At 68.8% G+C, this 14,766-nt stretch carries 11 protein-coding genes; 9 read left to right on the plus strand and 2 right to left on the minus strand.

The window, feature by feature from the left end; translation table 11 throughout:
- Positions 1–12 precede the first annotated feature (12 nt).
- Positions 13–882: a tRNA cyclic N6-threonylcarbamoyladenosine(37) synthase TcdA gene (gene tcdA / locus CNE_RS13090; protein WP_013957585.1), complete on the minus strand. Its 870-nt coding sequence runs from the start codon at positions 880–882 to the stop codon at positions 13–15.
- A 211-nt stretch (positions 883–1,093) separates the two neighbouring features.
- Here tcdA and CNE_RS13095 point away from each other — a divergent pair, with 211 nt between their 5' ends.
- From CNE_RS13095 to CNE_RS13135, 9 genes are all read left to right on the plus strand, one after another.
- Positions 1,094–3,454, plus strand: a complete 2,361-nt coding sequence (locus tag CNE_RS13095; RefSeq protein WP_013957586.1) for an AsmA family protein — start codon at positions 1,094–1,096, stop codon at positions 3,452–3,454.
- A gap of 307 nt (positions 3,455–3,761) precedes the next feature.
- Positions 3,762–4,955: an MFS transporter gene (locus CNE_RS13100; protein WP_013957587.1), complete on the plus strand. Its 1,194-nt coding sequence runs from the start codon at positions 3,762–3,764 to the stop codon at positions 4,953–4,955.
- A 145-nt stretch (positions 4,956–5,100) separates the two neighbouring features.
- Positions 5,101–5,739 carry a pyridoxamine 5'-phosphate oxidase gene (gene pdxH, locus CNE_RS13105; protein WP_013957588.1) on the plus strand — a complete coding sequence of 213 codons (639 nt, stop codon included), beginning with the start codon at positions 5,101–5,103 and terminating at the stop codon, positions 5,737–5,739.
- Between the two features lie 233 nt (positions 5,740–5,972).
- Positions 5,973–7,214 (plus strand): SAM-dependent methyltransferase, encoded by a 1,242-nt coding sequence (locus CNE_RS13110; RefSeq protein ID WP_013957589.1) that lies wholly within the window; start codon positions 5,973–5,975, stop codon positions 7,212–7,214.
- A gap of 15 nt (positions 7,215–7,229) precedes the next feature.
- Positions 7,230–8,309, plus strand: coding sequence for a DUF72 domain-containing protein (locus CNE_RS13115; protein ID WP_013957590.1), 1,080 nt, complete (start codon positions 7,230–7,232; stop codon positions 8,307–8,309).
- Between the two features lie 170 nt (positions 8,310–8,479).
- Entirely contained in the window at positions 8,480–10,630 is a 2,151-nt protein-coding gene (locus CNE_RS13120) for an acetate--CoA ligase family protein (protein WP_013957591.1), read from the plus strand.
- Positions 10,627–11,640: a tripartite tricarboxylate transporter substrate binding protein gene (locus CNE_RS13125; protein WP_013957592.1), complete on the plus strand. Its 1,014-nt coding sequence runs from the start codon at positions 10,627–10,629 to the stop codon at positions 11,638–11,640. The genes CNE_RS13120 and CNE_RS13125 overlap by 4 nt, the downstream gene beginning before the upstream one ends.
- A gap of 14 nt (positions 11,641–11,654) precedes the next feature.
- On the plus strand, positions 11,655–12,551 hold the full coding sequence (locus tag CNE_RS13130; protein WP_013957593.1) for an SDR family oxidoreductase: 897 nt from the start codon (positions 11,655–11,657) through the stop codon (positions 12,549–12,551).
- The gene (locus CNE_RS13135) at positions 12,548–13,699 is read left to right on the plus strand and encodes an acyl-CoA dehydrogenase family protein (protein WP_013957594.1); all 1,152 of its coding nucleotides are present in this window, start codon (positions 12,548–12,550) and stop codon (positions 13,697–13,699) included. The genes CNE_RS13130 and CNE_RS13135 overlap by 4 nt, the downstream gene beginning before the upstream one ends.
- Positions 13,700–13,746: 47 nt before the next feature.
- On the opposite strand, the gene CNE_RS13140 is transcribed toward CNE_RS13135, so the two are convergent.
- A complete protein-coding gene (locus CNE_RS13140; protein ID WP_013957595.1) occupies positions 13,747–14,757 on the minus strand; it encodes a tripartite tricarboxylate transporter substrate binding protein in 1,011 nt (336 codons plus the stop codon).
- Between the last annotated feature and the right edge of the window lie 9 nt (positions 14,758–14,766).

Raw genomic sequence — 14,766 nt, forward strand, 5'->3', positions numbered from 1 at the left:
CCCGCGCGGCCTTCAACCGCGCGCGATCTCGCCGATCACCGCCGACGCCGCGACAAAGCCGAACACCGCCGTCACCGCCACCGACGAGCCAAAGCCCGCGCACGCCAGCCCCTGGGGGCCGCGCATGGCTGGCTGGCCCGGCTGCCCGTCCAGCGGCGGCGCCTCGTCGATCTCGCAGGCCTGCTGCTCGGGTTCGGGGTATTGCAGCGGCTCGTCCGAATAGACCGCAGCGATGCCGAACTTCTTCTTCGGGTCGCGCGTAAAGCCCCATTGCTTGCGCAGGCCGGCGCGCACCTTGGACAGCAGCGGGTCCTGAATCGTGCGCGCCAGGTCGTCGATACGCACGCGCGTGGGGTCGAGCTGGCCGCCCGCGCCGCCGCAGGTGATCACCGGCACGCCCTGGCGCCGGGCCCAGCCGAGCATCCCGGTCTTGACGCGCACCGCGTCGATGGCGTCGATCACATAGTCATAGCCGGCGCCAAGCAGCTCGGGCACGTTGTCCGGCGTGACGAAATCATCGACCTGCGTCACCTGGCAGCGCGGGTTGATGGCCACGATGCGCTCGGCCATCGCCTCGACCTTGGCGCGCCCGTAGGCATCGCCCAGCGCATGGATCTGGCGGTTGGTGTTGGACAGCGCGATATGGTCCAGGTCGATCAGCGTGATGCGCCCGACCGCATTGCGCGCCAGTGCCTCGGCCGCCCAGCTGCCGACGCCGCCAATGCCGACCACGCATACGCTGGCCGCCTCCAGGCGGGCCAGGCCGGCGGCGCCGTAGAGCCGTGCCACGCCGCCGAAGCGGCGGTGGTATTCGTCTTCGGCCGGGCTTTCGTGGGTCAGCGGCTCGGGCAGGCCGGCCAGCTCGTGTGCGGCATCGTTCATGCTGGAGGAATCGAATCGATGGAGATCGGCAGGTTTGGCGCCCGGCTGCAGTGGGCAAGAATCCGGCATTTTCCGGCGGCGATGTCAGCCAATCCCCGACAAAGACAGGAAGCGCGCAACTATACAATAGACGTGCAGTAGTCCGTTCGCCGCCCCGCACTGGCGTGGTCGGCCCCGGCCCTGCCCCCCGCCAGACAGGAGAGCCCGCCTCATGCCCGTGCGCCGCAAGGTTGTTCTGTGGAGTGTGCTGACACCAGTTGCGCTGATCGCGCTGCTGGTGGTCGTGATCCTGACCTTCGACTGGAACCGCCTCAAGCCCTGGCTCAACGACCGCGTCTCGGAGGCCATCGGCCGCCCCTTTGCCATCAACGGCGACCTGACCGTGACCTGGCGCCGCGGTGAGGGCGAGAAAGGCTGGCATACGCTGGTGCCGTGGCCGCGGCTGTCGGCGCGCGACATCACCATCGGCAATACCGACTGGGCCAGACAGCCCCATCTGGCAACCGTGCGCGAACTGATCTTCGTGCTGCGTCCGATACCGCTGCTGGCACACCAGATCGCGGTGCCGACCATTGTTGTCGACAGCCCGGCGGTGTGGCTGGAGCGCCTGCCGGACGCCCGTAACAACTGGACCCTTGAGTTCGGCCCCAAGAAGGGCCCGTCCGAATGGGAGCTGGATATCGGCGAGGTGGTGCTGGCGCGCGGCAACCTGGCGCTGGCTGACCAGTTCAAGAAGATCGAGCTGCAGGCGGAGCTCGACACCATCGGCGGCAACCCGCTCTATGACAAGGCCCGCGACGGCGCGCTGGTGGCACCCGAGGCGTCCCAGGTGCCGCCCGGGCCGCCCGCCAGTGCGGCCGCGGCAGCCTCCGCGCCGGCGGCTTCGGCATCCGGCGCGGCCAGCGCACCCGGGGCATCGGGCCCGCCGGCCTCGGCCGCCGCTGCCAACGGCCGCTACGGCGTGCGCTGGAAAGCCACCGGCCGCTACAACGAAGCCACCATCAACGCCAGCGGCAAGGCCGGCACGGTGCTGAGCCTGCGCAACACCGACGTGCCCTTCCCGTTCCTGGCCGATGTGCGGGTTGGCACCACCCGCGCCGTGATCGAAGGCACCGTGACCAACCCCGCCCATCTGGCCGCGCTGGACGTGCATCTGACGCTGACCGGCGACAGCATGGCCAAGCTGTATGCGCTGACCGGCGTGGTGCTGCCATCCACGCCGCCATACCAAACCCGCGGCCGGCTGATGGCAACGCTGCGCAAGGAAGGCTCGGTCTACGAGTACCAGAAGTTCACCGGCCGCGTCGGCGGCAGCGACCTGTCCGGCACGCTGACCTTCACCAAGCGTGACCCGCGCCCGCTGCTGGCGGGCAACCTGGTGTCGAACCAGCTGCGCTTTGTCGACCTGGCCCCGCTGATCGGCGCCGATGCCAGGCCCGGCCGCCCCGCCAAGGACAGCCCGGTAGCCCAGCCCGCCGACAAGGCGCTGCCGGTGGCCCCGTTCCGCACCGAGCGCTGGGACGAGATCGATGCCGACGTGCACTTCACCGGCAAGCGCATCATCCGCGATGCAGAACTGCCGATCAGCGACCTGGTCACCCACCTGAAGCTGCAGGGCGGCGTGCTACTGCTCGACCCGCTCAACTTCGGCGTCGCCGGCGGCAACCTGGTGTCGACCATGCGCCTCGATGGCAAGCGCGAGCCGATGGGGGCCACGGTCGACATGACCGCGCGGCACATGAAGCTGAAGCAGCTGTTCCCCACATTTGACCTGATGCGCGCCAGCATCGGCGAACTCAACGGCAGCGCCAAGCTCTCGGCCACCGGCAATTCAGTGGCGGCGCTGATGGCCTCTTCCAACGGCGAAGCCAAGCTGCTGGTCGAGAACGGCACGGTCAGCAAGTTCCTGCTTGAAGCGATGGGGCTGAACGTGGGCAGCGTGGTGATCCGCAAGCTGTTCGGCGACAGGCCGGTGCGGATCAACTGCGGCGTCAGCGACTTTGCCTTCACCGACGGCATCGCGCGCGCGCGCACCTTCGTGCTGGATACCGACGATGCGGTGATCGAGACCACCGGCGGCATCGACCTGCGCAATGAAAAGCTGGCGCTGACCATCCACCCGGACTCCAAGGGCCTGCGCGTGTTCTCGCTGCGCTCTCCGCTCTACGTGGGCGGCACCATGAAGAAGCCGTCCGTCAGCCCCGATATCGGCGTGCTGGCGCTGCGCGCCGGCGGCGCGCTGTCGCTGGCCCTGCTGGCACCGGTGGCGACGGCGGTGCTGCCGCTGGTGGACCTGTCGCCGGGCGGCGAAGACAACCTGTGCGCAACGCTGCTGGCCGACCTGCGCAAACGCCCGGTCGCGCCGCCGCCGGGCAAGACCTACAAGGATCCCAGGACCGGCAAGACCGCCGGCATGACCGCCGGCAAGCCGATCCCGAAGGAAACGCCGGGCACCGCCGCGCAGGCTGACGCCCAGACCCGCGAGCCGGCACGCGCCAGCGAGCGCGAGGTGCGCAAGCCGGCGCCAGCACCGGCGCGCCCGGACAACGACGCCCTGTACAAGGGCGGTTGAGGCGCGTGCGAACCAAGGCGCGTCGCCTGGCGGCCACATGGCCGCCCTTGTCTGAAGCAAAATCGCAACACTTTGCCCCGCTGCGACATCGTGCCGCACGCAGCCGTTGTGCCGCGCCCACGCCCGGCGCATAATTAAACGGCCATTTATAAGAAGTTTAAGCATGGCAAGCATCGGGTGCGGTGCGGGTTCGCCCGTTGCATCCTTCTGAAGGCGCGGCTGCGGCCGCCCTTTGTTTCCTCTTTGTTTCCCGCCTCGGCACGGCCGCCGGCCGCCATGAGCGCGGCCACTGCGAGCCCCCGTTCCCATGTCGCTGCCGCACGCCGCCGTCCCGCCGATCACCTGGCTGATCGCGCTGACGGTGTGCAACCACGTGGCCTTCAATGCCAGCCGCGTGGTGGTGTCGCTGTTCGCGATTTCCCTCAAAGCCTCCACCGTCACGCTCGGCGTGCTGATGTCGCTGTATGCGGTGCTGCCGATGCTGCTGGCAATCCGCGCCGGCAAGCACATCGACGAGATCGGGCCGCGCAAGCCGATGACCGCGGGCTCGCTGATGGTGGTGGCGGGCACGCTGCTGCCGGTGCTCTGGCACGACCTCGGCGCGCTGTACCTGTCATGCGCGCTGATCGGCGTGGGCTTCATGCTGGTGCAGGTGGCGATGCAGCTGCTGATCGGCCAGGTTTCCACCAATGAGACCCGGCTGCGCAACTACACCTGGCATGCGCTGGGGCTGTCGGTGTCCGGCACGCTCGGGCCGGTGACGATGGGCTACGTGATCGAACATGCGGGCTTCCGCCCCGCCTTCATGGTGCTGGTGACGGTGGCGCTGGTCGGCCAGGCCGGCCTGCAATGGCTGCGTCCGCGCCTGCCGGCGCAAGGCGGCAATGCCGGGCGCATCGCCATCGAGGACGGCAGCCGCCACTCCACGCTGGACCTGCTGCAGCAACCCGAGCTGCGCGCGGTCTTCATCGCCAGTGCGGTGCTGTCCGCCGCATGGGACCTGCACGCCTTCCTGATCCCGATCCAGGGCTCGCGCATCGGCCTGTCGCCGTCATCGATCGGCTGGGTGCTGGGCGCTTTCGCCATGGCCACCTTTGCCATCCGCGTGGCGATGCCGGCGGTGTCGCGCCAGCTCTCGGAGTGGAAAATCATCCGCAGCGCGCTGCTGGTGGGCGCGCTGGCCTACCTGGCCTACCCTTTCGTCACGCACTTCTGGCTGATGTGCGGGCTGGCCTTCGTACTGGGCCTGGCACTGGGCAGCGCCCAGCCCAATGTCATGAACATCCTGCACACAGCGTCGCCGCACGGCCGCGCCGGCGAGGCACTGGGCCTGCGCTCGGCGGTGCTCAATACCGGCCAGGTGGTGTGGCCGCTCACGTTTGGCGTGGTCGGCACGGCGCTGGGCATGCTGCCGATCTTTTTGTCGATGGCGGGCGCGATGGGCGTGGCCGGTTACTACTCGCAGCGCCAGGGGCGCAAGGTGCTGCCGCCGCCGGTTTAGCCCCCGCGGCAGGTGGCGCTGCCGATACACTTGTCGCCACGCAAATGCGATCCCCGATGCATTCGCTATACTCGAATCAGCCGGACCTGCGGCCCCCGCCCCCGGGCGCACCGCGCATCCCGACCGATATCCTGATGATTGCGACATGACTCAACTTGCCGACCTTCGCCGTACCTATGTGCTGGGCTCTCTGTCCGAAACCGACGTAGCGCCCGACCCGATGAGCCAGTTCAAACGCTGGTTCGACGAGGCGGTCACGGCCAAGCTGCCCGAACCCAATGCCATGACCCTGGCCACGGTCGACGCCGACGGCCAGCCGTCCGCGCGCATCGTGCTGCTCAAGGGCATCGACGACCGGGGCTTCACCTTCTTCACCAACTACGAAAGCCGCAAGGGCCTGGACCTGGCGGCAAACCCGCGCGCGGCGCTGCTGTTCCACTGGGTGCAACTGGAGCGCCAGGTACGCGTCGAAGGGCGCGTCGAGAAAGTCTCGGATGACGAGAGTGACGCCTATTTCGCCACGCGCCCGCTGGGCTCGCGCGTGGGCGCCTGGGCCTCTGCGCAAAGCCGCGAGGTGCCCGGCCGCGACGTGCTGGAGCAGCGCGAGCAGGAATACCGCAGCAAGTTCGGCGAAAACCCGCCGCGCCCCCCGCACTGGGGCGGCTACCGCCTGGTGCCGACCGCGCTGGAGTTCTGGCAGGGCCGCCCGTCGCGGCTGCACGACCGCATCGCCTTCCGCCTGCAACCCGGAGGCGACTGGCAGATCGTGCGGCTGTCGCCCTGAAGCGGTTGGCGCGCACCTGAACATGCGCCAACAGCGCCGAACGGGTCGGTAGTTGGGTCTTCTGGACGGTGCGCTGCACAAGCTGCGGAATTGGACTAAAGTGAGACAGGCGTCGCTTGGTTACTCTTTTCTTGCAGCGTTCACGACGGATTGGGCAAGGTTCCAGCTCAGTACCAACCTTGCCTGATGCGTCGGCCGAAGCGTGTGCCGCAACCCATCAGGAGGTAAAGCGCATGTTTTTCAAGCAAGCCCTGGAAAAGCAACTCGACAACTGGATCGCCGACCTGCGAGAGAATGCCAATCTGCCGGTCAGCTTGCGGCTGTGGAATGGCACCGAATACCCGCTCGGGCACTTCGACAAGCCGGCTGTCACGCTGACCGTACGCGAGGCCGCGGCCCTGCCGCTGCTGCTTACGCCGAGCCTGGACAACCTCGGCGAAGCGTATGTGCAGGAGAAAATCGACTTCGAGGGCAGGCTGACGGACATCATCAAGGTCGCCTACGGCTTCTCGGCCGCGGCCACGCACCGCGCTGGCGGCGCGCTGTTCAAGGTGGCGCAGCACTTCACGCATACCAAGCAGGAAGACAGGAACTCGATCCAGTACCACTACGACGTCTCCAACGACTTCTACAAGCTCTGGCTCGATCCCAACATGGTCTACTCCTGCGCCTACTTCGAGCACGGCGACGAAGACCTGGCCACGGCGCAACTCAAGAAGATCGACCACATTCTGACCAAGATCCGGCTGCAGCCGGACCAGACGCTGCTGGACATCGGCTGCGGCTGGGGCGCGCTGGTGCTGCGCGCCGCGCAGAAGTTCGGGGCGCGCTGCGTGGGCATCACGCTGTCGCAGAACCAGTTCGACCTAGCCACCGAGCGCGTCAGGTCCGCGGGCCTGTCCGACCGCATCGAGATCCGGCTGCAGGACTACCGCGACACCGCCGGCACCTTCGACCGCATCACCAGCGTCGGCATGTTCGAGCATGTGGGCAAGGACAACCTGCCCGGCTACTTCAGCCGCATCCGCGAACTGCTCGCCGACGACGGCTATGCGATGAACCACGGCATCACCTCGCCCGACCCGGACAACGGCGCGACGCCGATGGACGGCGCCGAGTTCATGGACCGCTATGTGTTCCCGCAGGGCGAGCTGCCGCATATCGGGCTGGTGCTGCGTACGCTGCAGCAAGGCGGCCTGGAAGCCTTCGACGTCGAACTGCTGCGCCGCCACTACGCGCAGACGCTGCACCACTGGGCCGACAACTTCGAGGCCCGCGGCGACACCATCCGCAGCCTGGTCGGCGAGAAGAAGTACCGCATCTGGCGGGTCTACCTGGCCGGCTGCGCGCATGCCTTCGAGACCGAGAAGATGTCGATCTACCAGGTGCTCTGCCACAAGGCCGGGCTGCCGGCCGATACGCTGCCGTGGTCGCGCCGCTATATCTACGGCCAACCCATTGGCCGCAACGACTGAAGGCAACGCTGGCGATTGACTGAAGACCTCTTTGGCGGGCTGCCCCTGCCCACCCCACCTGCCCCTCCGGAACGGCCCGCCTCCCACCCGGGCGCGGCCGTCCCGCCCGCTCCCTCCGGCAAACCCGCGCGCGGCAAGAGCGTGCAACCCGCACAGGCGGACGAAGCCCTGCGCGCGCTCGCCGCGAAGCTGCCATCGAACCTGTACTTCGGCACGTCCTCCTGGGCCTACCCCGGCTGGAACGGGCTGGTCTATGACGGCGAGTACGGCGACAGCCTGCTGTCGCGCAAGGGCCTGGCCGCGTATTCGCGCCATCCGCTGCTGCGCGCCGCCGGCATCGACCGCGGCTTCTACGGGCCGATCCCGCTGGCGGACTACCTGTCCTACGCCGCGCAGGTCCCCGATGGCTTCCGCTTCCTGGTCAAGGCGCCCGCCAGCGTCTGCGATGCCTGGCTGCGCGGCCCCGACGGCGCCGGCCGGCTGGCCAATGCCGCCTTCCTGGATGCGGAGATCGCGGTGCGCGACTTCATCGTGCCCGCCACCAGCGGGCTGGGCAGCAAATGCGGGCCGCTGCTGTTCCAGCTGTCGCCGATGGGGCCGCTGGCCGACAGCGCCATGTTCCTGGAACGGCTCGACGCTTTCCTGGGCGCGCTGCCGGCGCTCGACCCGTCGATCACCCCGCATGCGTGCTACACGGTTGAGCTGCGCGACCCGGCACTGCTGACACCACGCTACATCCGGCTGCTGCGCCGCCGCGGCGTGCGCTTCTGCCTGTCGGCACGCGACCGCCTGCCGCCGGTGCCGCGCCAGGCCGCGGCGCAGGCGCTGATGGACGAGGAAGCGCCGGGTCCGCTGGTGCTGCGCTGGATGCTGCATGGGGGCCGGCCCTACGCCTACGCGGAAAAGCTGTACGCACCCTTCGACCGCATCGTCGACGACGACCCCGACACCCGCCATGCCATCGCCGATGTGGTGGCGCGCACGCTGCGCGCGGGGCAGCCTGCCATCGTCATTGTCAGCAACAACGCCGAGGGCTGCGCGCCACTGAGTTGCGTGCGGCTGGCCGAGGCGATCATTGCGAGGCTGGCGCGGTGAATGACTGACGGCCGGCGCACGGTGACCGATAGGCCGCTCCCGCAGGCAAGGGCCGCCACTGCCTGAAGACTTGTGCACAATGTGCACAGCCGGAGACCATGCGCTTGTCGCCACCCACGCGATCGGATTGAATCGGGGCACCTTCCGACCGAGGAAGGATGGAGACGACGATGCCCCTTTCCACTTCGGCGCGCACACCGGGCCGCGCCGCCCTGCCGCAGCTGCTTGATCCTGCCTCGATAGCCATTGTCGGCGCCTCGCGCGATACCAGCCGCATCGGCGGCGTGGCGCTGGACCACCTGCAGCGCCTTGGATACCAGGGCCAGGTGTATCCGGTCAATCCGCGCTATGCGGAGATCGCCGGCCTGGCGTGCTATCCCGATATCGAATCCGTGCCGCAGGTGCCTGACGTGGCGGTGCTGGCGCTCGGCGCGGACGAGGTGCTGCCGCAGTTGCAGCGCTGCCATGCTTGCGGCGTCCGTGCCGCCATCGTCTACGCCTCGGGCTTTGCCGAGGCCGGTGAAGCGGGTGCCGGGCGCCAGGCCGCACTTGCGGCCTTCGCCCGCGAGAGCGGCATGGCAATCGCCGGACCCAACTGCATGGGGCTGGCCAACCTGACCACGCGCGCCATCACCGCATTTGCCACCACGTTCCGCGCGTTCCCGCCGCAGGACGGCCCGGGTGCCGTGAGCCTGCTGACCCAGAGCGGCAACGTCTGCGCCATCGTCTACGCCACAGGCAGGCAGATGGACGTGGGCTTCCACCAGTTCATCAATACCGGCAACGAAGCCTGCCTGGACTATTCGGATTACCTCGACTACCTCGCGGACGATCCGCAAACCGCGGCCGTGGTCGGTTACGTGGAAGGCCTGCGCAACGGCAGTGGCTTCATCGAAGCCGCTGCGCGCCTGCGCGCGGCAAACAAGCCACTGATCCTGCTGAAGGCCGGCGAAAGCGAGGCCGGTTCGGCGGCCACGCAATCCCATACCGCCGTGCTGGCCGGCAACCAGGCCATCTACCGCGCCGCCTTCGCCCAGATCGGCGCGATGCAGGCGAGTGATCCGGCCCACCTGACCGACCTGGCATACCTGGCCGGCTTCCGCCATCGCAGCGCGGGGCGCCGGGTGGTAGTGGCTTCCGTGTCGGGCGCGATGGGTGCCCTGTCGGCCGACCTGCTCAGCGCGGCCGGACTCGACGTGCCGCGCCTGCACGAGGCGGTCCAGCAGCGCCTGCTGGCGGTCGTGCCGGAGCTCGGCGCGGTGGCGAACCCCGTCGACCTGACCGGCCAGCTGTTCAACCGCAGCGGCCTGGCCTACGCCGTGCTCGACCACCTTGCCGCCACTGACGGCATCGACGTCATTTTCCTCTACGCCACCGCCTACCTGCTGGATCGCGTGGCCGACGAGCTGATCGAGGTGGCGGGCAAGACCGACCGCCTGATCATCGTCGCCACCACGGGCGAGCCGGCCAGCCGCGCACGGCTGGCCGACGCCGGTGTGGCACTGTTCCCGGACTGCGCACGCGCGGCCCGGGCCCTGGGCACGTACGTGGGCTGGCTCGGCACGGCGGCGCCGACCGCGCACTGGATGGCGCTGCGCGCGCGGGCCGGCGGCGACGCGGCCGCCCGTGCGCCCGCCGCCGCCATGGACGAGCACCAGGCCAAGCAGTGGCTGGCGGGCTTCGGCGTGCCGGTCGGCGCGGAGGCGGCCGCGGCCACGCCCGAGGACGCCGCGCGCGCCGCCGAAGCCATCGGCTTCCCGGTCGCAGTGAAAGTGCTGAGCCCGGACATTGTGCACAAGACCGAGGTTGGCGGCGTCCGGCTGGGACTGGCCAACGCGCGGCAGGTGCGCGAGGCGGCGGCCGAGGTGGCTGCCGCCGCCGCGCAAGCCCTGCCGCAGGCACGACAGCGCGGCGTGCTGGTGCAGCAAATGGCAAGCGGCGTGTGCGAGCTGATCGTCGGCGTGACGCGCGACCCGGTCTTCGGCCTGGCCATGACGGTAGGCATGGGCGGGATCTTCACCGAGATCTTCCACGACGTCGCGCACCGACTGCTGCCGGTGGACCGCGCCATGGCGCGCGACATGCTGGCCAGCCTGCGCGGCTACCGGCTGATGACAGGCTTCCGCGGCAAGCCCGCGGCCGACCTCGACGCGGCGGCCGACGCGATTGCCGCGCTCTCCGACGCCGCCATGTCGCTGGGCGACAGCCTCGCCGAAATGGAAGTGAATCCCATGCTGGTGCGCGCTGCCGGGCGCGGTGCCGTCGCCCTCGACGCGCTGGTCCTGATGCAGCCTCAGAACCCCGAGGGAGGTGCGCAATGACGCGGGATATCACCAGACCCGGGATCGTGGACGGCCGGCGCCGCGAAACGCTCACGCTGCTGGCAATGGGCGCCCTGGCCCCGCTCGGCGCCCTGGCATCGCGCAAGGCACTGGCGCACAGTTTTCCCACCCAGCCGGTCACGCTGATCGTCCCCTTCGCGGCGGGCGGCGCCACCGATACGCTGGTGCGCACGCTGGCCGATGGCGCGGCCAGGACGCTGGGCCAGCCTGTCGTCGTGGAAAACCGCCCGGGCGCGGCGGGCGTACTGGGCGCCAATGTCGTGGCGCGGGCCAGGCCGGATGGCTACACCGTGACCGTGATCCCTGAACCGGTGTTCCGGCTGCCTCACCTGCAGAAGACGCAGTTCGACCCGCTGCAGGACTTCACATATGTGATCCACCTGACCGGCTACACGCTGGGGGTGGCGGCGCGCGCCGACGCGCCATGGAAATCCTGGCAGGACATGGTCGAGGATGCCCGGCGCCGTCCTGGCAAGATCAGCTATGGCAGTACCGGCACCAACGGCACCATGCATGTGACGATGGAAGAGATCAGCGGGAAGCTCGGCATCGAGCTCAACCATGTGCCCTACAAGGGCGAGTCCGAGATCATCACCGCAATGCTCGGCGGCCATATCGACCTGGCGGTCACCGCCGGCGGCATCGGTCCCTACGTCGATAGCGGCAAGGCGCGCTGGCTGGTGCTGTGGACCGCCGAGCACTCGCGGCGCTGGGCCCGCGTGCCAACGCTGCGCGATGTCGGCATCGACATGGTGTCAACCTCGCCGTTCGGCATCGCCGGGCCGCGCAACATGGACCCGCAGTCCGTGCAGGTGCTGCACGATGCGTTCCGCAAGGCCTTGAACGACCCCGCCATGCAGAAGGTGCTGGAGCGGTTCGACCAGGAGAGCGCCTACCTGAACAGCGCCGACTACGCCGCCTTCGCGCGCCAGCGCTACGAGAGCCAGGGCAGGCTGGTGAAGCGCCTCGGCCTGACGGCCAATCCATGACCGCGGAGACCGCAATGTCCTATCGTTCCGTATTCCATCGCGGCCTGTTCGCCGGCCGCACGGTGCTGGTAACCGGCGCCGGCAGCGGCATCGGCCGTTGCACGGCACACGAACTGGCCAGTCTTGGCGCGCGCCTTGCGCTGGCCGGCCGCAAGCTCGAGAAGCTTGAGCAGGTGAAGGCCGAGATCATCGCCGTCGAGCCGGAAGCCGCCAGCCGCATCACGCTGCACAGCTGCGACATCCGCGACGAGGCCCAGGTGCGCGAGACCGTAGCCGCCGTGCTGGCCGCGCACGGCGCCATCAACGGCCTCTTCAACAACGCCGGCGGGCAGTTTCCGTCGCCGCTGCGCGATATCAGCCTGAAGGGCTGGGAAGCCGTGGTGCGCAACAACCTTACTGGGGGCTTCCTGGTGGCACGTGAATGCTTCACGCAATGGATGGAAGCCAACGGCGGCGCCATCGTCAACATCATTGCCGATATGTGGAATGGCATGCCGGGCATGGGCCATTCGGGCGCCGCGCGCGCCGGCATGTTGTCTTTCACCGAGACCGCCGCCTGCGAATGGGCCGCTGCAGGAGTGCGCGTGAACGCGGTGGCGCCCGGCTGGATCGCTTCCAGCGGCTTTGACACCTACCCGCCGGAATTCCAGGCCAAGATCCGCCAGCTGGCGCGCAAGGTGCCGCTGCAGCGCCTGGGCACCGAAGCCGAAGTCTCAGCGGCCGTGGTGTTCCTGCTCTCGCCGGCGGCGGCCTTCATCACCGGCTCGACCATCCGTGTCGACGGCGGCGTGCCCAACGCCAAGCACACCTGGCCGCAGCCCGAGCACCAGCGCTCGGAGCCTTTCAACGGCTTCCCGCTCTACACGCTGCCGCAGTGCCTGACGCCAGCCACCGAATCAGAGACACCATGACCCTGCAACCGCCAAATCCACGCTACTACAGCGCCGACCACGAAGCCTTCCGCGCCAGCGTGCGGCGCTTCTTCGAGAAAGAGGTGGCGCCCAACGCCGAGGCCTGGGACGAAGCCGGCAGCTTCCCGCGCGAGCTGTACCGGAAGGCCGCCGCAGCCGGCCTGCTGCAGCCGGGCTTTCCGGAAGCATACGGTGGCGCCCCATGCGATGCCTTCTATCGCATGATCCTGTTCGAAGAGCGCGCCTGGGGCGGCTCGGGCGGCATCGCCTCGGGGCTGTTCTCGCACACCATCGGTGCGCCACCGATCGCCGCGGTGGGCAGCGAGGCGCTGAAGGCGCGCGTGCTGCCGCAGATCCTTGCCGGCGAAAAGATTTCCGCGCTCGCCATCACCGAGCCCGACGCCGGCTCCGACGTGGCGCAGCTGTCCACCAGCGCGCGGCGCGAGGGCGACCACTACGTGGTCAACGGCACCAAGCTCTACATCACCTCAGGCATGCGCGCGGACTACTTCACCGTGGCCGTGCGCACCGGCGGCCCGGGTTCCAGCGGCGTGTCGCTGCTGCTGATCGAGGGCGATACGCCGGGCGTGACGCGCACGCCGCTGAAGAAGATGGGCTGGTGGGCATCCGACACCGCGCAGCTGTTCTTCGACGGGTGCCGCGTGCCGGTGGAAAACCTGATCGGCGAGGAAGGCAAGGGCTTTGCCGCCATCACGAAGAATTTCAACCACGAGCGGCTGGCGCTGGCCGCGGCCGCCTGCGGCTATGCGCAAGTCTGCTTCCATGACGCACTGACGTGGGCGCGCGAACGGCGCACCTTCGGCAAGCGGCTGGCCGACCATCAGGTAGTGCGCCACCAGCTGGTGGACATGGCCACGCGCATCGAATCCACGCGCGCCCTGCTGGACGACCTGGCCGCGCGCCTGGACGACGGCGTCGCGCCGGTGGCGCAGATCGCGATGGCCAAGAACATGGCCACGCGCACGTTCCAGTTCTGCGCGGACCGCGCGGTGCAGTTGCTGGGCGGGATGGGCTATATGCGCGGCAGCCGGGTGGAGCGCCTGTATCGCGAGGTCAAGGTGATGATGATCGGCGGCGGCGCCGAGGAAATCATGAAGGACCTGGCGGCGAAGCAACTGAGCCTGTAGCAAGCCGCGGACGGTGCCGACAGGTGCCGTCCGCAGCCGCCTTCCTCTTACTCCAGCCGCAGTCCGCTCTTCTTCACCACTTCACCCCATCGCACCGCTTCGGCCTTGATGAACGCCTGGAACTGCTCCGGCTTGCCGCCGACCGGATCAATCCCATAGTCGATCAGCCTTGCCCGTACGTCGGGCTGCTGCAGGACCGCTTCCATTTCCCGGGCCAGCTTTGCCTGCACCGCCGGCGGCGTCATCGCCGGTGCGATCAGGCCGATCCAGCTGCCTGCCGTGACGCCCGGATAACCGGCCTCGGCCATGGTCGGCACCTCCGGCGCGGCCGGCCAGCGCGTCGGGCTGGAGATCGCCAGCGCGCGCACCTTGCCTGCCTTCACCTGCGGCATCATGGTCTGCACCGAATCGAAGATGATGGCAACCTGCCCCGAGAACAAATCAGGCAGCGCCGGCGAAATGCCCTTGTAAGGCACGTGCGTCATCTGCATGCCGACCGACTGCGCGAACAGCTCGCCCGCCAAGTGCGCGCCGGAGCCATTGCCGCTGGAGGCAAAGGTCATCTTCGCGGGATTGGCCTTGCCCCAGCCCACCAGCTCTTTCACCGTGGTCGGCGGCAGCTGCGCGCTGGAGACCAGCAGCAGCGGAATCCGCCCGATCATGCTGACGCCGGTGAGGTCCTTGAGCGGGTCATAGCTCATCTTCGGATACAGGCTGGGATTGATGGCGTGCCCGGCCACCACCACCAGCAGCGAATAGCCGTCCGGCGCGGACCTGGCGACGTTCTCCGAGCCGATCATGCCGTTGGCGCCGGGGCGGTTCTCCACCACCACCGGCTGGCCGATGCGTTGCGCCAACTTCTGCATCACCAGCCGCGTCACGGCGTCTGACACACCACCAGGCGTGTATGGCACGACCACGCGGATCGGGCGGTTGGGATAGGCGTCGCCCTGCGCCATGGCGGGCAAGGGGCCGGCGAGGCTGCCTGCGGCCAGTCCTGCGAACAGGCCCAGGCATAGCTGGCGCCGGATGCGCGCGTCGGGCTTGGGTCGGGTCATGTCTCCTCC

The sequence above is a fragment of the Cupriavidus necator N-1 genome (assembly GCF_000219215.1).
Lineage (GTDB): Bacteria > Pseudomonadota > Gammaproteobacteria > Burkholderiales > Burkholderiaceae > Cupriavidus > Cupriavidus necator.